The organism is Ensifer sp. PDNC004 (assembly GCF_016919405.1).
Lineage (GTDB): Bacteria > Pseudomonadota > Alphaproteobacteria > Rhizobiales > Rhizobiaceae > Ensifer.
Window position 1 is genome coordinate 1736506 of sequence record NZ_CP070353.1, and the last position, 17731, is coordinate 1754236.

A 17731-nucleotide genomic window follows, 5' to 3' on the forward strand; every position below is an offset into this window, starting at 1 on the left:
TTGCGGCGCCGTCGGGCGCCGCCCGTCCGATCAGTGAACCGTCATCCATTCGCGAGCGGCGCGCAGCGCTGCTGCGAGATCCGGCTTGCTCATCGTCATCGCCAGGTCGGCGCGCAGATCGACGGCGCGGTCGCAACCCTTGATCGCCGCGATGTTCAGCCACTTGTGGGCGGCGACCAGATCGACCGGGCGTCCGTGGCCGGTCGCATAGGCCAGGCCCATATCGCAAAAGGTTTCCGCTTGGTTGTCACCACCCATCGCGGCATCCGAAGCAATCTGCATATCAAAGCGTGCCATTGTCGTGTCCCTGTCTTGCCTGGTTGGTTTTTTCCGAAGCGGCCCGCCCGTTTGGGGCGGACCATGCTCCAGATCAGCACTTGTTTTGGTCCCTGTTCGACCTTGCCTCTTTGCGGGCCTTTCCGAAGCGCGCCGTCTTTTTGCGGTGTCGTCCTCGGTGGTTTTTCGGAGCGTTTCGTTCCGCTCGCTTATGGCTTCACTATGCCTGACGGGCTTCAATGGGCGCTTAAAATGCATGCTTAATTTGCGACAAACAAAGTTCAAACGCTTGGTAAACTTGAGTTTTTGTTAAACATCGGAAGGCCTGAAATTCGGCGCATTCGCCTCAAAATTTACGAAAAATTCAATCGACGATTTCAACCAAACGCTAACCACGAAAAGATCGGCGCCCGCGAAGCCCGCGCAATTCCTTGCGCAAGAAGCGCTCAAAACCGTCCAGGAAAAAGCGGCGAAAGCCGCGATTCGACTTGTTTACCTTTACGTGCGCGTAAGCTATCTTGCCCGCGGCGGTGAGGAGACTGCCTTTCATACGAGGACATCTAGGGCTGTCGGCGGAGCGGACCACGCCGGCAAGCTCGATCTGGAGGACACGAATGCTACGCACATTGCTCATCGCCGCGACGCTGGCTCTCGGCATTGCCGGAACGGCCACGGCAGCGGAACCGATCTTAGGCAACTGGAAGACGGCGAGCGGCGCCACGGCGGAAATCGCCCCTTGCGGCGGCGCGTTCTGCATCACGCTGAAGACCGGCAAGCACGCCGGCAAGCGAATCGGCAATCTTGCGGGCGCCGACGGCAGCTATTCGGGCGAAATCACCGATCCGGATACCGACAAGACCTATAGCGGTTACGGCGCGGTTAACGGCAAATCGCTGAAGATGAAGGGCTGCGTGCTGAAGGTGCTGTGCAAATCGCAGACCTGGACCCGTCTCTAATAAAATAGAGCGCGCGGCAGAAATCGCAGTCATGATGAAGACGATGAAAGGGTAGCCATGGCTGCCCTTTTTTCATGCGCGCAAACGACCGACCGAGCAGCTTTTCGCCGGCGCCTTCAATGGGTGTTTTGAAATGGCCCGAGCCTACGCCGCCCGTTTCTCCCGGGCACCGGCGCCGGGGTCGGCCACCTCTTGGTTCCATGGACGTTCAACCGAAGATGAACGCCAGATGAACGGACATCTCAGCATCAATTCAGTTTGGGTATGCGAAAACACACTCAATCGATTTGAACCTGCCTCCAAACAACGGACAGAACCATGGATATCCTCGCTCGGCGCCTCACCATCATCAGCCTTCTGATGGTCGTTTTCGCTGTCTCTCTTGCCGCCGCGGTCAGCGCTGACACCGAACGTCGCCGCAGCAATACCTATCTCGGTTCGCTGACCGATTGCACCGCTCACACGGCACAGTACTGCCAGGCCAAGCTCTAACGCAGCCAGGCGGGCTAAGTTCCAGAGCCGCAACTGAAACCGATCACTTCGTGGTCTGATGGAGAGACGAACATGCTGGCAGCACTTTCGACTTCGGCCTTTCTGTCGCTGCGCGTCCTGGCGCTCGCAAGCCTGCTGATGGCGCCGGTCGGGGCGCTCGCCTATTCCAAGGCCAACGGTACCGGCATCGGCAAGCAGGGCGCGGGCCTTGTCCTCTTCGTCACCCTGCAGCGCCAGGCCATGACCTGACGGATCGCTATGGATCGGAACCACGAGCTGTAAAGGGCGCGCATCGCGCCCTTCTGTTTTGGCCGGCTTGCGCATCCGCGCGCCGCTTACCTATCCTTGGGTCTCCAGAGGATTCGTCACAGCCAAGGCCACCAGACCCGAACCGATGCCCGCCTATCTCATCTACGCCCTCGCCGCCCTTGCCGAAATCGCCGGCTGCTTTGCCTTCTGGGCCTGGCTGAAGCTCGACAAGTCTGCCCTCTGGCTCGCTCCCGGCATGGTGTCGCTGGCGCTCTTTGCCTGGTTGCTCACATTGATCGACAGCGAGGCCGCGGGCCGCGCCTATGCGGCCTATGGCGGCGTCTACATCGCCGCATCGCTGCTCTGGCTCTGGCTGGCGGAAGGCGTCAGGCCGGACCGCTGGGATCTCACAGGCATGGCGGTCGCGCTGATCGGCAGTGCGATCATCCTCGCCGGACCACGCTGAGCGACGAACCCCAAGTCGCCTCGCGGTTGTGGGTGCTGCCATCTTGTCGTTTGCTTGTCAGAAGCCGCAGCCTATAATGCGACATGAACAAGCGAATCTCTGCACACTCCGTCCTTTCCACAGCAACGCCCGAGCCTTTCGAGCCGCAGTATTTCGATGATCCTGCGGCCGCCGTCGATTGCCTCGAGGCGCTCTACGAACGCAATACCCGGTTCCTCTGCGACGCGTTCGAGGAGCTGGGCAAGGGCGGCAAGCCGCTGACCCGTTATCGCGCCTGCTACCCGCAGGTCAGCATCGAGACAAGCAGCTTCGGCCATGTCGATTCCCGTCTTTCCTATGGTTATGTAAGCGCCCCCGGCGTCTACACGACGACGATCACCCGGCCAAAACTCTTCCGGCACTATCTGAAAGAGCAACTCGGGCTGCTGACCCGCAATCACGGCCTCGGCGTCACTGTCTCGGAATCGGCCACTCCGATCCCGCTGCATTTCGCCTTCGGCGAAAGCGCCTATGTCGAGGCATCCGCCGCCAACGCCATCGACATCCCCTTGCGCGACCTGTTCGATGCACCCGACCTGACGACCACGGACGACGAAATCGCCAACGGCTCCTACGAGCCGGGTCCGGGCGAACCGTCCCCGCTCGCGCCGTTCACCGCGCAGCGTATCGACTATTCGCTGGCGCGGCTCAGCCACTACACGGCAACGAGCGCCAATCACTTCCAGAACTTCGTGCTTTTCACCAACTACCAGTTCTACGTCGACGAGTTCTGCGCCTGGGCCCGGCAGCAGATGGCGGAAGGCGGCAACGGCTATACCGCCTTCGTCGAGCCCGGCAACATCGTGACACCTGCCGGTGCCAGCAAGCCGGAGACGGACTTCACCCTCCCCCGGCTGCCGCAGATGCCGGCCTATCACCTGAAGAAGAAGGGCCACGGCGGCATCACGTTGGTCAATATCGGCGTCGGTCCGTCCAACGCCAAGACGATCACCGACCATATCGCCGTGCTGCGCCCGCACGTCTGGCTGATGCTCGGTCACTGCGCCGGCTTGCGCAACAGCCAGCGTCTCGGCGACTACGTGCTTGCCCATGCCTATATGCGTGAGGATCACGTGCTCGACGACGACCTGCCGGTCTGGATCCCGCTGCCGGCGCTTGCCGAAGTGCAAGTGGCGCTGCAGGACGCCGTGGCGGAAGTGACCGGTTATCGCGACTACGATCTCAAGCAGATCATGCGCACGGGAACCGTCGCCACCATCGACAACCGCAACTGGGAGCTTCGCGACCAGCGCGGCCCGGTCAAGCGGCTGTCGCAGGCGCGCGCCATTGCGCTCGACATGGAATCGGCAACGATCGCCGCCAACGGCTTCCGCTTCCGCGTGCCCTATGGAACGCTGCTGTGCGTCTCCGACAAGCCGCTGCACGGCGAATTGAAGCTGCCTGGCATGGCGACGGCCTTCTACAAGACGCAGGTCAGCCAGCATTTGAAGATCGGCATCCTGGCGCTGCAGAAGCTCGCGGCGATGCCACCGGAAAAGCTGCATTCCCGCAAGCTCAGAAGCTTCTACGAAACCTCGTTCCAGTAGGGGCCGGAACGTCGCCAGGACATTGCCCCCACGGCATGGCGCTCTAGCGACGTTTTCCCAGAACCATCGACAACAGCGTGCCCGCGACCGCGGACACGATGATCAGAAGATGCGCGTTGACGCCGGCGGTCGCCAGCAGTTCAAGGCCCGCCCGACCGGCGGGGGCGCCGAAGGAAACGGCGCCGGCCGCAATCGCCGCCGGATAGGTGCCGACGCCGGCCGGCGCGTGCATCGGCAGCACTGACGAAAGCTCGCCTCCGAGCGCGCCGCCAAAACTGGCCGCAAGCGGCGCAACCCCCATGAACGCCAGCACCCAGGCGAGCACGATCACCTTGACCGCCCAGTTGAGGATGGTCATGCCCCAGGCGCGCAGGAATGCAGCCACGGTGCCCGGCAGGCCCGCCTCCAATTCCTCGACGACCGGCTCGAGCTTTGCCGGCAGGAGCCGGCGTGCCAGCGCGATCGCATGGTCCTTCAAGAGAAAAAAGAGAAACGGCGAGACGAGCGCTGCAAACCAGACGAGCCAGAGCGCGACCGATCCTCTGCCGAAGACCAAGCCGATGACGGCCACGACGAGGAGCGCATGCAGGTCGAGCAGGCGCATGACCAGAAGGGCGGCCGTGCCCCTGGCGAGCGGGACGGAAAACTCCGAACGCATCAGCAGCGGAAAGCTGGTCTCACCGGCCCGGAAAGGCAGCATGATGTTCAGGAGATTGTGAACCTGGGTGACGCGAAAGAGTGGCAGGAAACGCCCCGAGGTTTCGTTCGGGAAGTAATCGTAGATGCGATAGCAGCGGATGAAGTAGGTCGCGATGAGCAGCAAGAGGGCCGCAGACGCGGCACCAAGGCCGATTTCGGACCACTGGCGCAAGAGCGCCGGCCAGCCCCAGAACCATTCGACGAAGGCCGCGTAGGCCGCAATGGCGCCCGCCGACAGCAATGTCATCCGGTTGCGGACGAGCCAGGATCGCCGGTCAGGCTCGCAATCCGATGTCATCAGGCCTCGATTTCCCGTGTTGAAGGGCAAGATTGAACGTTGGTTATCACCGATATCTGTGCAAGAAAATGTTTATGTAAGCACAGTCCAATTCTTGCGGCAGCGCGAGCGCCGTATGTATGAGCGGTTCCCATGCATTCCATAGAGCTATCCGTCGTCATTCCCGTATTCAACGAAGAAGACAGCATTCAGCCGCTGATTACGCGGGTCCGCGATGCACTGACGAATTTTCCGTCCCCTTGGGAACTGATCCTCGTCGACGACGGCAGCACCGATCGAACGCTCGTGAATGCAAGAAAGGCGCTTTCCGATCCCGGCATCGACCTCAAGATCGTTGAGCTGCAGAAGAACTTCGGACAGACGGCAGCCATGCAGGCCGGCATCGACGCTGCCGCCGGCCGCCTGATCGCCACGCTCGACGGCGACCTGCAGAACGATCCGGCCGATATTCCCGAGATGGTCGCCGCGATCGAGGAGCGTCAGCTCGACCTGCTCGTCGGTTGGCGAAAGAACCGACAGGATGGTCTGTTCCTTCGGAAAATCCCGTCCTGGTGCGCCAATCGGCTGATCGGCAAGATCACCGGCGTCCGGCTTCACGACTATGGCTGCAGCCTGAAGGTCTATCGCGCGTCGATCATCAAGCAGGTGAAGCTGATGGGCGAAATGCATCGCTTCATCCCCGCCTGGGTCGCAGGCGTCGTGCCGAGCAGCCGCATCGGCGAAATGCCCGTTACCCACCACGCGCGGCAGCATGGCCAGTCCAAATACGGGATCTCCAGAACCTTCCGGGTGATTCTCGATCTCCTGTCGGTGCTGTTCTTCATGCGCTACAAGGCGCGCCCGGGACACTTCTTCGGTTCGATCGGGCTTGCGGCGGGTGCACTCAGCGGCCTGATTCTGCTCTATCTCGGCTTCGACAAGTTCGTGCTCGGCAACGATATCGGAACCCGGCCGATGCTGATCGTCGGGGTGATGTTGTTCCTCTCGTCCGTACAGCTCATCACCACAGGCATTCTCGCGGAGATGATGGCGCGCACCTATTTCAGCGACGACGGCACGACGAGCTATATCGTCCGGCAGGTCTTCGTGCGGGACCAGACAGATGCTTGAGGCCGTCAACCGCCGGCCAAACCTGGTCCTTGCGCTGATTGCGGGCTACTTCCTGCTGTGCATCGCACTGAGGCTTTTCGCCTCGACGTCGCTCGAGATCGACGAATCCGAGCAGGCCTATGTCTCGCAGTTCCTGATGCTCGGCTACGGTTCGCAACCGCCTTTCTACAACTGGCTGCAATACGGGCTGACCTCGCTATTTGGCCCGTCGGTGGCCACGATGACCGTGCTCAAGAATGGTCTGCTGTTCCTCTGTTGTCTCTTCTTCAGCCTCGCATCCCGTGAGGTCCTCGGCGACCGGCGCCTGGCAGCCATTGCGACAATGGGCGTCCTCGCGCTCCCGCCGATCTTCCTGCTTGCCCAGCGTGACCTCTCCCACACGGTCGCCGCGCTATTTGCCGTTTCGCTGTTCCTCTACGCATTCCTGCGGACGATGAACCGACCGACCCTGTTTGCCTATGCACTGACAGGCGTCGCCGTCGGGATCGGCGTCATTTCAAAGTACAATTTCGTGATCGTTCCAGTCGTCGCGATCGTCGCGATCCTGCCCGAGCCGAAACTTCGCGCCCGGCTGTTCGACTGGCGCATCCTTGTCGCAATCGCGGTCTGCGCGCTGATTGCCCTGCCGCATGGCTATTGGGTCCTGCAAAATATCGGCGCCGCGTCGAGCAACACCTTCAAGGAAATGGGAACGGGGCAGGAAGCCGGTTTCGTGTCGAAGGCGTTCAAGGCGATCGTCGCGCTCGTTGCCTCGGCGCTTCGCGGCTCAGGCATCATTCTCGTCGTCTTCGCCCTCGTGTTTCGCAAGGACCTGCCTGCGATCTGGCGCGCCGACAGCCTCTGGGCCCGGGTCGTCGGGCGCATGCTGGTGCTCTGTCTCGGCGCCGTTCTCGTCATCATGCTGGTTGCCGGCGCCACCCATATGCGGGAAAAGTGGCTGGTCCTCTTCCTCGCCCTGCTGCCGCTCTATCTGGCCCTCAAGGTCGAAGCGTCCGGCGTTGACACCACACGTAGCGTCCGGCCCGTCGCCCTCCTTATCGGCTTCGTCATCGTGACGACACTGGTCGTGGTGTCGACCCGCGCCGTCGTCCGGCCCTGGTTCGGCAAGGTTTCGAGACTGAGCATTCCCTACAGCACCCTCGTCGACAACATCGTTCAGCAGCAGGGACGCGAACCGGCGATGGTTCTGGCCACCAACAAGCAGGTGGCCGGCAATCTGCGAACGCGCCTGCACGGCGCCAAGGTCTACGTGCCCGGCAACAACAGCAGCCCGGCGATCGGTCAGCTGGCCGGGCCGCTTCTTGTCGTCTGGACCAACGACAGCAAGGCCGATGCAGCGCCACCGGCGCCACTCGTCGATGTCCTCAAATCCTTCGGCGTGCCGGAAACGCACTTGCAGCCGCAGCAACTCGCCCTGCCCTATCTCCACGGCACGCTCGAGGATCGCTACAGTTTCGGCTACTTCTGGATCGACGATCCGTCGCGATCCGCGCCGACGAGCAGCTTGAGTTCGCCGGGGTGAATGCGAAGCGCGACGTCTCGGCCCATGGGCAGAAGCTCACCGTCGATGACGCAGTTGATCTTGCGCTCGACCTTCGGGAAATGCAGATCGAGCGCGTGGCCGTTCATGGCCGTGATCAGCGGGCTGTCGCGAAATTTTCCACGCATCACATCAAGCGCGAGCTTGGCGACACCCGGCGGGCTCAGGGGCGGCGCCGTGTAAAAGCCGAGATGACCGGCAGTCACGTCGTCCGCATACATCAGGGTATCGCGACCGAACGGATTGTTGGAGACCGAGACCGCAGACACGTGGCGGCTCTCCTTGTGACCGTCGACGTCGAACTCGATCTCGAAATCCGGGGGATTGAGAATCACCCCGACCGCGGCGCGGGTGCTGGCCGCGATCTTTCCCGCCCTTGAGCGAAAGCTGTAGGATTCGCGGTAGCGCACCATGCGCGCATGCAGCCCCATGGAGAACTGGTGCACGAAGGCGCGGCCATCGGCGCTGCCGATGTCACCGTCGATGATCACGCCATTTGCCAGCACTTCGGGCACTTTCCAGATATCGAGCGGCAGTTTCAGCGTGCGGGCAAAGAGGTTCATCGTTCCGGCGGGAACGACGCCGAGCGGCATGCGGTTCTTCCAGGCGACGCCGGCGGCGGCCGAGATCGTGCCGTCGCCTCCACCGGCAAGAATGGCATCGAGGTCGTCTCGGCGGCAGGTCCGCTCCAACGCCTCTTGCATTTCGCTTCCGGAAACCGCCGCAATCTCGATCTGGTGGCCCGCGGCCTGGAAGACTTCCTCGACCTTCTGGCCATAGGCGGCCATGTCCGTCGTGCGGAATGTTCCGCCGTCGCGATTGAAGATTGCCTTGATTTTCATGAACGGCTCGTCGGCTCCATTGCCGCGGCAATGCGGCTCACCGCGATCAGATAAGCGCGATTGCGGCCAATTCCAGAACCTTACCGAAACTTAACGGGAGCGCAGGACCCTTCACGCGCTCCGTCACGACCGTTACAACAGAAGCGAAGTGTCACGGCAGCGCAGCGATCAGCGCGGCTCCGGCAGCTTCAGCGGCCCGCCTGTCTTGATCGAGCGGATCGCGAAATTGGACCGGATGTCGGTGACGCCGGGCAAGGCCAGCAGCGTCTCGGTCAAGAGCTTCTCGTAGGCGGGCAGATCCTCGACGACGACCTCGGCGAGGAAATCGGCATTGCCGGAGATCAGAAAGCAGGACACCACCTCGGGGATGGCGAGCAGCGCCTCCTGTTGCTGCTGTGCGCTCTCGCGACTATGGCGCCCGACCTTGATTTCGACGAAGACCGTCAGCCCGAGACCGGCTTCCTTGCGATCGATGTCCGCCCTGTAGCCGCGCAGAATGCCGGATTTTTCCAGGTTGCGGATGCGCCGCAGGCAGGGCGACGGCGAAAGATTGACCTTCTCGGCAATCTCGACGTTCGTTGCGCGCGCGTCCTCCTGAAGGATTCTAAGGATGGCGAGATCGAATTTATCGAGGATTGGCATTTTTACAAACTTCAGATGTTGTTACTGGCACATTGTTGCTGACAGTAGTCTATTTCGGGCACAAATCGCAAGGACATGCCCCGCCGTCAGGGCGTAATCTTCCTTCCAGACCCCAAAGCCTCTCAGGTATCCAATTCGGGAAGGAAATTCAAATGGTTGCGCTCGCTCTCGATCGCGGCAATACGACGCCTGTCGCCACCGGCTATGCCGGTGCGTTCATAACCGTCCTCATCTGGGCGGGCTGGATACTGGCGACCCGCCATTCCGCCGGCACCGCGTTTGGCACGATCGATCTCGGCCTGATCCGCTACGGCGTGCCGGCGCTGCTGCTTGCCCCGGTCTGGCTGAAGACCGGGCTGCTGCCGCGCAACCTGCCGGTCCTGTTGCTGGTTCTCATGGTCGCCGGCTCGGGCGCCCTGTTCTTCCAGGTCTCCGCCTTTGCGATCCATTCCGTTCCAGCTTCCTCGGTCGGCGTTCTGCTCGGCGGTTCGATGCCGCTTGCGACCGCCCTCATCGGCATCACGGTCTTCGGCGAGCGGCCGGACCGGATGCGCGTGCTCGGCTTTGCCGCGATCCTTGCCGGCGTCGCCATCCTCCTGACGCGCAACCTCGGCAGCGCGGCATCGACCGGCTGGAGCGGATACGCGCTGCTGCCGACGGCTGCCACCCTCTGGGCGATCTATACCCATGCCTTCCGCCGCTCCGGCCTCAGCCCGCTGCGGGGAAGCGCCCTGATCGCCATCTGGTCGTTCCTGATCCATCTGGGACTCGCCGCCTGGTTCGGAACCACCCTCGCCAGCGTTCCGCTCCACGAGATCGCCCTGCAAGTCACCAGCCAGGGCATCCTGTCCGGCCTCGTCGCCATGGTAGCCTACGGCTTTGCCGTGAAGAGCCTCGGCGGCACGCAGGCTGCCGCCTTCACGGCGCTGACACCGGTCCTGGCGATGATCGGCGGCGCCATCCTGCTCGGCGAACAGATCGGCCCCTTCGAGATCCTCGCCGCCGTCGTCACCGCAACCGGCGTCGCACTTTCGACCGGCATTCTCTCCGCCCGCAGCTGAGAGCCTGGAAGTTTCCCGAAATGACAAAGGCCCCGGCGCTCTTCGCGTCCGGGGCCTTCCTTTTTCTTCCGATCGCCAAGGCTCAGCCGTGGATGATTTCGCGATGCTTCTGCAGCCGATGGCCATAGGCCTGGCTGACGCGGTCAAAGATGATGGCAATGCCGACGATCGCCATCCCGTTGAAGATGCCGAGGGTGAAGTACTGGTTGGCAATCGCCTTCAGCACCGGCTGGCCGAGGCCTTGAACGCCGATCATCGAGGCGATGACCACCATGGCCAGCGCCATCATGATCGTCTGGTTGATGCCGGCCATGATCGTCGGCAAGGCGAGCGGCATCTGCACGTTCTTGAGCTTCTGCCACCCCGACGAACCGAAGGCATCTGCCGCCTCCAGCACGTCCTTGTCGACGAGGCGAATGCCAAGATTCGTCAGGCGAATCATCGGCGGGATCGCGTAAATGACGACGGCTATCAGCCCCGGCACCTTGCCGATGCCGAGCAGCATCACGACGGGGATCAGATAGACGAAACTCGGCATCGTCTGCATGACGTCGAGGATCGGGTTGACGATGTTCTGGAACCGGTCCGAACGGGACATGACGATGCCGATCGGAATGCCGATGGCGATCGACAGCACGGTGCAGACGAAGATCATCGAGACCGTCTTCATCGTGTCGTCCCACATGTCGAAGTAGCCGATCAAAAGCAGCGTGCCGATGCAGCCGGCGACGATCTTCCAGTTGCGGCTTGCCACCCAGGCGATGAAAGCGATCAAGATCAGAATGATCGGCCAGGGCGTCTTCGTCATGAAGCGCTCCGACTGGATGAGAAAGAACTGCAAGGGCTCGAAGAAGCCTTCGATCGCGTCGCCATAGGCGCGCGTGAAGCCGCGAAATCCCTCGTCGATCGCCTTTTTCAAGGCTCTCAGGCTCTCGTCATCCATGTGTGGAAACTGGGTCAACCAGTCCATTCCATTTCCCCTTCAGATTTCGCCGGCCGCGATTGTTGTTTTGCCTTTGCCGGACCTCGAACGAAGAGGCGGCGCATATGACTGCGCCGCCCGCTGGCTTATGACCGTCGCGATCAGAGCGCGGCCTTCACCTTTTCGGCAACCTCGGGCGAAACCCACGGGGTCCAGATATCGGGGTTTTCCTGCAGGAAGTGCTTGGCGCCCTCCTCGCCGCTCGCCTGGTTGTCCGTCATCCAGGCCATCAGCTTGTTGACCGTATCGTTGGTCCAGGCGCGCTTGTTGAGATAGTCCATCGCCGGGCCAGCACGATCGGCGAAGCCCTTGGTCACCAGCGTCTGGACCTTGTCCTTCGGCCAGTCGTTCTTCTTCGGATCCGGGCAGTCGGCGACCGTGTTGCAGCGCTTCCATTCGGCCGGATCGGCGGCCACGCCATGCTCGAGCTTCACCATCTCGTACTTGCCGAGAAGAGCCGTCGGCGCCCAGTAGTAGCCAACCCATCCCTGCTTGCGCTCATAAGCCTTGGCGATCGAGCCATCGAGGCCTGCGGCCGAACCGGTATCGACCAGCGTGAAGCCAGCCGCTTCGCCGCCATAGGCCTTGTAGAGCTGCGTCGTCACGACCGTGCCGCCCCAGCCCTGCGGGCCGTTGAAGACGGCGCCCTTGCTTGCGTCTTCCGGATCCGGGAACAGCTCCTTGTGCTTCAGGGCATCATCGATCGTCTTGATGTCGGGATTGGCGTCGACGATGTATTTCGGCACCCACCAGCCCTGCACGGCGCCATCGGAGAGCGCGATCGCCGCGCCGACGAGCTTGCCTTCCTCAAGGCCGCGATTGACGACGTCGGGAAGCAGGTCGACCCAGCCTTCCGGTGCGACATCCGGCTGTCCCTTTTCGATCATCGAGGTGATCGTCGGCACGGTGTCACCGACCACCAGTTCGGCATTGCAGCCGTAGCCTTCCGTCAGGATGATCTTGTCGACACTCGCCAGCACCTCGGCGCTCTGCCAGTTCATGTTGGCGATCGTCACGTCGCCGCATTCGGCGGCCGAAGCTGCGCCGGCGAGGCCGAGGAGGCCTGCGGCCAGGCAAGTCGTTGCAAGAAGCTTCTTCATTTCCGTTCCCTTGTTTTGGCGGTGCATCCCGTCGCACTGCCGATCTCACCGCGGGGATCGACAGCGTCACAGGGCTCGGTCCAACTCAAGACAACAGGGACCGAACGGCCTGCAGATCCGTCGGCGTCAAGCCGATGACACCATGAAAGCTAACGGGCTTTTCCGGCAAGGACTTTCCCATTTGCGTCAACGGGTGCCTTTCCTAATATTTGCGCATCGTCGAAGTGCGCGTCAGGACGTTTTGCTGCGCTGGTAATAGCGCGACACGCGCACCCGGTTTCCGCAACGCGCCGCCGAGCACCAGCGCCGCCTCGCATTGCTGCCGACGAACAGCATGACGCAATCCTCGGCCTCGCATTTGCGGATCAGCCTGGCGTCCGCGCCGGCGAGAAGCGCCGCGGCGTCCTCGGCGAAGAAGCCGGCCAGTTGTACCATGGGCTCCGCCGTTCTTTCACTGACGAGCCGCGGCGGATCGGTCCAATCGAGACGGCGGACGACCGGTGCTGCCCGCATCGCCGCGTTAAGGCCGTCGATGTCCGCTGCCGGAACAGGTTGCCCGTCCATCACATGCGCGATCGCCGACGCCACATGCGAACGGACGGCAAGGACTGGCGCGAGATCGTCGGTGCCGGTCGCACCGATGCCGGCAAGCGCGAGATCAGGCAGACGACCCCTCTCCAACGCCAGCCAATGCGTCAGCCCGCCATCGGCCGCGAGGAGATCGGTACGGCCGCTCGCACTCCAGGGGCGGGTGTTGACGAGATCGAGAGCAAGGGGCTCTCCGACAAAAGGAACCAGATCCATGCGGCCCTCACATAATGCATGATTTCGATATTGACACATTAGATTTTCCGGTGCAATTCTAATGCATAAATATCAGAAATAGGAGTGTTAAATGAGCAGGCATAGCATTCCATCGATCCGCCACCGGTTCATCGAGGCCGGAGGCGTCCGCGTCTTCTACCGCGAGAGCATACCGGCCGGAGCGCTGGCCGACGCCCCGACGGTCCTGCTGCTGCACGGTTTCCCCTCGTCTTCCCACCAATACCGTCGCTTGATGGACGCGCTTGGCAGCGACTACCGACTAATCGCGCCTGATTATCCGGGCTTCGGGCATAGCGACGCGCCGACCTCCACGAATGAAGGCGGCAGTTTTGCCTATAGTTTCGACAAGCTGGCGGATGTCATGGAGGCGTTCGTCGATGCGCTTGCGCTGAAGCGCTTCGTGCTCTACGCCTTCGATTTCGGCGCACCCGTCGGGTTTCGGCTTGCAAGCCGGCGCCCGGAGCGCATCGCCGGGCTGATCGTCCAGAACGGCAATGCCTATCTGGAAGGGCTTTCGGACATTGCCCGCGACTTCATTGCGCTCAGGCCCGAAGACGAAGGCGCTGAAGAGCAGGTGCGGCAGCTTTTGACCTTGGAAATGACCCGCGCGCAATATATCGGCGGGACGAAGGACCCGGACCTGATCGCACCGGATGGCTGGACCATGGATCAGCACTTCCTCGATCGCCCGGACCGCCGCCAGCCGCAAATCGACCTGGCCTTCGACTACAAGAGCAACCTTGCCCGCTACCGCGAATGGCAGGAGTGGCTGCGCCGCGAACAACCACCGACCCTGATCACCTGGGGACGCAACGATCCCTTCTTCACTGAAAAGGGCGCCCGCGCCTTCCTCACCGACCTTCCCGAGGCCGAACTCCACCTGTTCGACACCGGCCACTTCGCCCTGGAAGAAAACCTGCCGGAGATCGCGCCGCTGATTGCCGATTTCGTCGATCGTATCTGGGTAAAGGCGTGAAACGACAAAGGCACCGTGGCCAATGGGCCGCCGGCGCCTTTGTAAACCTCAATGGCCCGCAGGTCTTAAGTCCCTCCCGAACTCACATGTTCGGATAGACCGGGCCTTCGCCGACATTCCTTGCGGCGGTCCGTGCGGCCCGCCTCCCGAACTCACATGTTCGGATAGACCGGGCCTTCGCCGCCTTGGGGCGGCACCCAGTTGATGTTCTGGTTCGGGTCCTTGATGTCGCAGGTCTTGCAGTGCACGCAGTTCTGCGCGTTGATGACGAAGACGTCTTTTCCATCCTTCTCTACCCACTCGTAGACACCGGCCGGACAGTAGCGCGTCGACGGGCCAGCATAGATGTCGTGCTCGGAACGCTTCTGCAGATCCATGTCCTTGACCTTGAGATGGACCGGCTGGTCCTCCTCGTGGTTGGTGTTCGACAAGAACACCGAGGAGAGCCGATCGAAGGTGAGCACACCATCGGGCTTCGGATAATCGATCTTCTGGTGCTGGGCTGCCGGCTCGAGCGACTGCGCATCGGTTCGCCCATGCTTCAGCGTGCCGAAGAAGGAGAAGCCGAACAGCTGGTTGGTCCACATGTCGAGACCACCGAGCCCAACGCCGATCGCCGTGCCGAACTTCGACCACAGCGGCTTGACGTTCCTCACCCGCTTCAGGTCCTGGCCGATGGCGCTGTCGCGCCAGCCGCGTTCGATCTCGATCGGCTCGTCATTGGCCCGACCCGCTTCGATTGCGGCCGCCAGCTTTTCCGCTGCGAGAATCCCTGAAAGCACCGCATTGTGGCTGCCCTTGATGCGCGGCACGTTGACGAGACCGGCCGAACAGCCGATCAGCGCGCCGCCGGGGAAGGACAGCTTCGGCACCGACTGATAGCCGCCCTCGGTGATCGCACGCGCGCCATAGGAGAGACGCTTGCCGCCCTCGAACGTGCCGCGGATCGCCGGATGCGTCTTGAAGCGCTGGAACTCCTCGAACGGGAAGAGATAGGGGTTCTTGTAATTGAGGTGCACGACGAAGCCGACGGCGACCATGTTGTCTTCGAGGTGGTAGAGGAACGAGCCGCCACCGGTCTTCATGCCGAGCGGCCAGCCGAAGGAGTGCTGCACCAGGCCCGGACGATGGTTTTCCGGCTTCACCTGCCAGAGTTCTTTGAGGCCGATGCCGAACTTCTGGACGTCGCTGTCCCTGGAGAGATCGAACTTGGCGATCAGCTGCTTGGCGAGAGAGCCGCGCACGCCCTCGCCGATCAGCGTGTACTTGCCGAGCAGCGCCATGCCGCGGGCGAAGTTCGGTCCCGGCTCGCCGTTGCGCTCGATGCCCATGTCGCCGGTGGCGACACCGATCACGGCACCCTCGTCGTTGTAGAGCACTTCGGTTGCGGCAAAGCCCGGATAGATCTCGACGCCGAGTTCTTCCGCCTTTGTCGCCAGCCAGCGACAGACGTTTCCGAGCGAGACGATGTAGTTGCCGTGATTGTTCATCAGCGGCGGCATCAAAAAGTTCGGCAGGCGGATCGAGCCGGCCGGGCCCAAGAACAGGAAGTGGTCGTCCTTCACTTCGGTCTTGAACGGGTGGTCGGCGTCCTTACGCCAGTCGGGCAGCAGCCTATCGATGCCGATCGGATCGACGACCGCACCTGACAGAATATGCGCGCCGACCTCGGCACCCTTTTCCAGCACGACGACCGAAAGCTCCGGATTGACCTGCTTCAGCCGGATCGCCGCTGCAAGACCCGCCGGTCCCGCACCCACGATCACAACGTCGAACTCCATGCTCTCGCGTTCGGGCAGGTCTTGTTCGGTCATACCGTCTCTCCAGTCTCACCGGTCTTCTGCCGGCTCAGTTCCCAGGGCATATCATTCCGTCATGGCAAATGCAGTTTGGCTTGTCGAGCCGGGATGCGACAGACGATGCCCGCTTTTGCGCATGAGGTCATGAGTATAGGGCAAATATCTACATGACGTGTACGTAAACGTAAATATATCAATTTGTCGCGCAGCGAAGCTACGACTCATGCGGCCTTGCTTTTGCCGAAGAGCCGTGCGACGAGGCCGCCGCACCCTTCCAGCGGTACGCGCTGGCACACCCCATTCGCAATCGGCACGCGGCAAGGCGCCTCTCGGCGTCCGGACGGCGTGTCTTTCGGCTTTGCAGCCGGCCGCCCAACGATCCCTGAGAGCGGCCCACGGAATTCATGTTGCGTCGCGCGCCTGCCGGCTGGCTCCGGGCGGCGAAGCGACGCCAGACGCAAGGAGACACTCATGGTCAAGGCACTCGGCTTTGATTTCGGCACCACCAATTCCGTTCTGGCGGTTGCCGCGGGCGACACGACCCATTCGATGCACTTCGACAGCCTCGCCGGCTCGACCGACGCCATGCGTACTGCCCTCTCCTTCATGAAGGATGCCAAGCTTGGCGCCCAGGCGCTGAAGGTCGAGGCGGGTCAGGCCGCCATCCGCGCCTTCATCGACAATCCCGGCGACTGTCGCTTCCTGCAGTCGATCAAGACCTTTGCCGCAAGCCCCCTCTTCCAGGGCACGCAGGTCTTTGCCAAGCGCCACAGCTTCGAAGACCTGATGCGCGTGTTCCTGACCAAGCTGCGCGACTATGCCGGTGACGGCTGGGCAGACCAATACAGCCGCATCGTCGTCGGCCGTCCGGTGCACTTTGCCGGCTCCAGCCCCGACCCGGCGCTGGCGCTCGAGCGCTACGGCGCGGCCCTCTCCGAATTCGGCTTCCCGGAAGTGCACTACGTCTACGAGCCGGTGGCAGCGGCCTTTTACTTCGCCCAGAACCTGAAGCAGGATGCGACCGTGCTCGTCGCCGACTTCGGCGGCGGCACGACCGACTATTCGCTGATCCGCTTCGAGACCAAGGCCGGACGCCTGACGGCAACCCCGATCGGCCATTCGGGCGTCGGCATCGCCGGCGACCACTTCGACTTCCGCATCATCGACAACGTCGTCTCGCCGCTGATCGGAAAGGGGAGTCTGTTCAAGAGCTTCGACAAGCTGCTTGAGGTGCCGTCGAACTACTACGCGAATTTCGGCCGCTGGAATCAGCTTTCGATCTTCAAGACACTGAAAGATTTCACGGATCTGAAGAAGCTGGTGCGCCAGAGCCTGGAGCCGGAAAAGCTGGAGGCCTTCGTCGACCTGATCGAGCATGACGAAGGTTACCCGCTCTACAACGCGATCTCGGCAACCAAGATGCAGCTGTCGAAGCAGGACGAGACCGAGTTCTATTTCGCGCCGCTCGGCGAGATGTCGCGCCGCACCGTTCGCCGCAGCGATTTCGAAGGCTGGATCGCACCGGAGCTCGCCCGCATCGAAGGCGCGCTCGACGACGTGCTGCAGTCGACCGCAACGGCACCCGAGACGATCGACAAGGTGTTCTTGACCGGCGGCACCTCCTTCGTTCCAGCCGTACGCGCCATCTTCGAGCGGCGCTTCGATGCCGACCGGATCGAAAGCGGCGGCGAACTGCTGTCGATCGCCCACGGCCTGGCGCTGATCGGCGAGCACGAGGACATCGCCCACTGGACCGCGAACGCAGCCTGAGGCGACGCGCGGGCCCGATGTGCATGACCTTGGATAGGAGGGCCGAGCGCCGGAAAAGCGGT

Annotated in this window: 18 protein-coding genes; 10 read left to right on the forward strand and 8 right to left on the reverse strand. The window is 62.3% G+C overall.

Annotation, left to right across the window (positions count from 1 at the left end; all coding sequences use genetic code 11):
- Positions 1 to 30: 30 nt before the first annotated feature.
- Positions 31 to 297, reverse strand: coding sequence for a sel1 repeat family protein (locus JVX98_RS16695; RefSeq protein WP_043611192.1), 267 nt, complete (start codon positions 295 to 297; stop codon positions 31 to 33).
- A 593-nt stretch (positions 298 to 890) separates the two neighbouring features.
- On the opposite strand from JVX98_RS16695, the gene JVX98_RS16700 reads away from it, so the two are divergent.
- The 5 genes from JVX98_RS16700 (at position 891) to JVX98_RS16720 (ending at position 4025) form a co-directional block, all read left to right on the forward strand.
- Entirely contained in the window at positions 891 to 1232 is a 342-nt protein-coding gene (locus JVX98_RS16700; RefSeq protein ID WP_205239231.1) for a DUF2147 domain-containing protein, read from the forward strand.
- 318 nt (positions 1233 to 1550) lie between these two features.
- Positions 1551 to 1724 carry a hypothetical protein gene (locus JVX98_RS16705; RefSeq protein WP_192447431.1) on the forward strand — a complete coding sequence of 58 codons (174 nt, stop codon included), beginning with the start codon at positions 1551 to 1553 and terminating at the stop codon, positions 1722 to 1724.
- A gap of 72 nt (positions 1725 to 1796) precedes the next feature.
- Positions 1797 to 1973: a hypothetical protein gene (locus tag JVX98_RS16710; protein ID WP_205239550.1), complete on the forward strand. Its 177-nt coding sequence runs from the start codon at positions 1797 to 1799 to the stop codon at positions 1971 to 1973.
- A 145-nt stretch (positions 1974 to 2118) separates the two neighbouring features.
- Entirely contained in the window at positions 2119 to 2439 is a 321-nt protein-coding gene (locus tag JVX98_RS16715) for a YnfA family protein (RefSeq protein ID WP_043611185.1), read from the forward strand.
- An 83-nt stretch (positions 2440 to 2522) separates the two neighbouring features.
- Positions 2523 to 4025, forward strand: a complete 1503-nt coding sequence (locus JVX98_RS16720) for an AMP nucleosidase (protein WP_205239232.1) — start codon at positions 2523 to 2525, stop codon at positions 4023 to 4025.
- Between the two features lie 43 nt (positions 4026 to 4068).
- Here the strand turns inward: JVX98_RS16720 and JVX98_RS16725 are convergent, their stop codons facing one another.
- Positions 4069 to 5022 carry a lysylphosphatidylglycerol synthase domain-containing protein gene (locus JVX98_RS16725; RefSeq protein ID WP_192447433.1) on the reverse strand — a complete coding sequence of 318 codons (954 nt, stop codon included), beginning with the start codon at positions 5020 to 5022 and terminating at the stop codon, positions 4069 to 4071.
- Positions 5023 to 5154: 132 nt separating this feature from the next.
- Here JVX98_RS16725 and JVX98_RS16730 point away from each other — a divergent pair, with 132 nt between their 5' ends.
- Both JVX98_RS16730 and JVX98_RS16735 read left to right on the forward strand, forming a co-directional pair.
- On the forward strand, positions 5155 to 6132 hold the full coding sequence (locus JVX98_RS16730; RefSeq protein WP_205239233.1) for a glycosyltransferase family 2 protein: 978 nt from the start codon (positions 5155 to 5157) through the stop codon (positions 6130 to 6132).
- On the forward strand, positions 6125 to 7654 hold the full coding sequence (locus JVX98_RS16735) for a glycosyltransferase family 39 protein (protein ID WP_205239234.1): 1530 nt from the start codon (positions 6125 to 6127) through the stop codon (positions 7652 to 7654). The genes JVX98_RS16730 and JVX98_RS16735 overlap by 8 nt, the downstream gene beginning before the upstream one ends.
- Here JVX98_RS16735 and JVX98_RS16740 read toward each other — a convergent pair.
- Both JVX98_RS16740 and JVX98_RS16745 read right to left on the reverse strand, forming a co-directional pair.
- On the reverse strand, positions 7591 to 8514 hold the full coding sequence (locus JVX98_RS16740) for a diacylglycerol kinase family protein (protein WP_043611182.1): 924 nt from the start codon (positions 8512 to 8514) through the stop codon (positions 7591 to 7593). The two genes, JVX98_RS16735 and JVX98_RS16740, sit on opposite strands and share 64 nt — an antisense overlap.
- Before the next feature lie 168 nt (positions 8515 to 8682).
- Positions 8683 to 9156, reverse strand: a complete 474-nt coding sequence (locus tag JVX98_RS16745; protein ID WP_205239235.1) for an Lrp/AsnC family transcriptional regulator — start codon at positions 9154 to 9156, stop codon at positions 8683 to 8685.
- Positions 9157 to 9308: 152 nt separating this feature from the next.
- On the opposite strand from JVX98_RS16745, the gene JVX98_RS16750 reads away from it, so the two are divergent.
- Positions 9309 to 10217 (forward strand): DMT family transporter, encoded by a 909-nt coding sequence (locus JVX98_RS16750; protein ID WP_205239236.1) that lies wholly within the window; start codon positions 9309 to 9311, stop codon positions 10215 to 10217.
- Positions 10218 to 10299: 82 nt separating this feature from the next.
- Here the strand turns inward: JVX98_RS16750 and JVX98_RS16755 are convergent, their stop codons facing one another.
- The 3 genes from JVX98_RS16755 to JVX98_RS16765 form a co-directional block, all read right to left on the reverse strand.
- Entirely contained in the window at positions 10300 to 11187 is an 888-nt protein-coding gene (locus JVX98_RS16755) for a proline/glycine betaine ABC transporter permease (protein ID WP_043611179.1), read from the reverse strand.
- A gap of 113 nt (positions 11188 to 11300) precedes the next feature.
- Entirely contained in the window at positions 11301 to 12299 is a 999-nt protein-coding gene (locus JVX98_RS16760; RefSeq protein ID WP_192447437.1) for an ABC transporter substrate-binding protein, read from the reverse strand.
- A gap of 231 nt (positions 12300 to 12530) precedes the next feature.
- Positions 12531 to 13103, reverse strand: coding sequence for an ABATE domain-containing protein (locus JVX98_RS16765; protein ID WP_205239237.1), 573 nt, complete (start codon positions 13101 to 13103; stop codon positions 12531 to 12533).
- 91 nt (positions 13104 to 13194) lie between these two features.
- Here JVX98_RS16765 and JVX98_RS16770 point away from each other — a divergent pair, with 91 nt between their 5' ends.
- The gene (locus JVX98_RS16770; protein WP_246765032.1) at positions 13195 to 14100 is read left to right on the forward strand and encodes an alpha/beta fold hydrolase; all 906 of its coding nucleotides are present in this window, start codon (positions 13195 to 13197) and stop codon (positions 14098 to 14100) included.
- 152 nt (positions 14101 to 14252) lie between these two features.
- On the opposite strand, the gene JVX98_RS16775 is transcribed toward JVX98_RS16770, so the two are convergent.
- A complete protein-coding gene (locus JVX98_RS16775; protein WP_205239238.1) occupies positions 14253 to 15914 on the reverse strand; it encodes an electron transfer flavoprotein-ubiquinone oxidoreductase in 1662 nt (553 codons plus the stop codon).
- A gap of 456 nt (positions 15915 to 16370) precedes the next feature.
- Between JVX98_RS16775 and JVX98_RS16780 the strand changes: the two genes are divergently transcribed.
- On the forward strand, positions 16371 to 17669 hold the full coding sequence (locus JVX98_RS16780; protein ID WP_192447441.1) for an Hsp70 family protein: 1299 nt from the start codon (positions 16371 to 16373) through the stop codon (positions 17667 to 17669).
- Positions 17670 to 17731 lie beyond the last annotated feature (62 nt).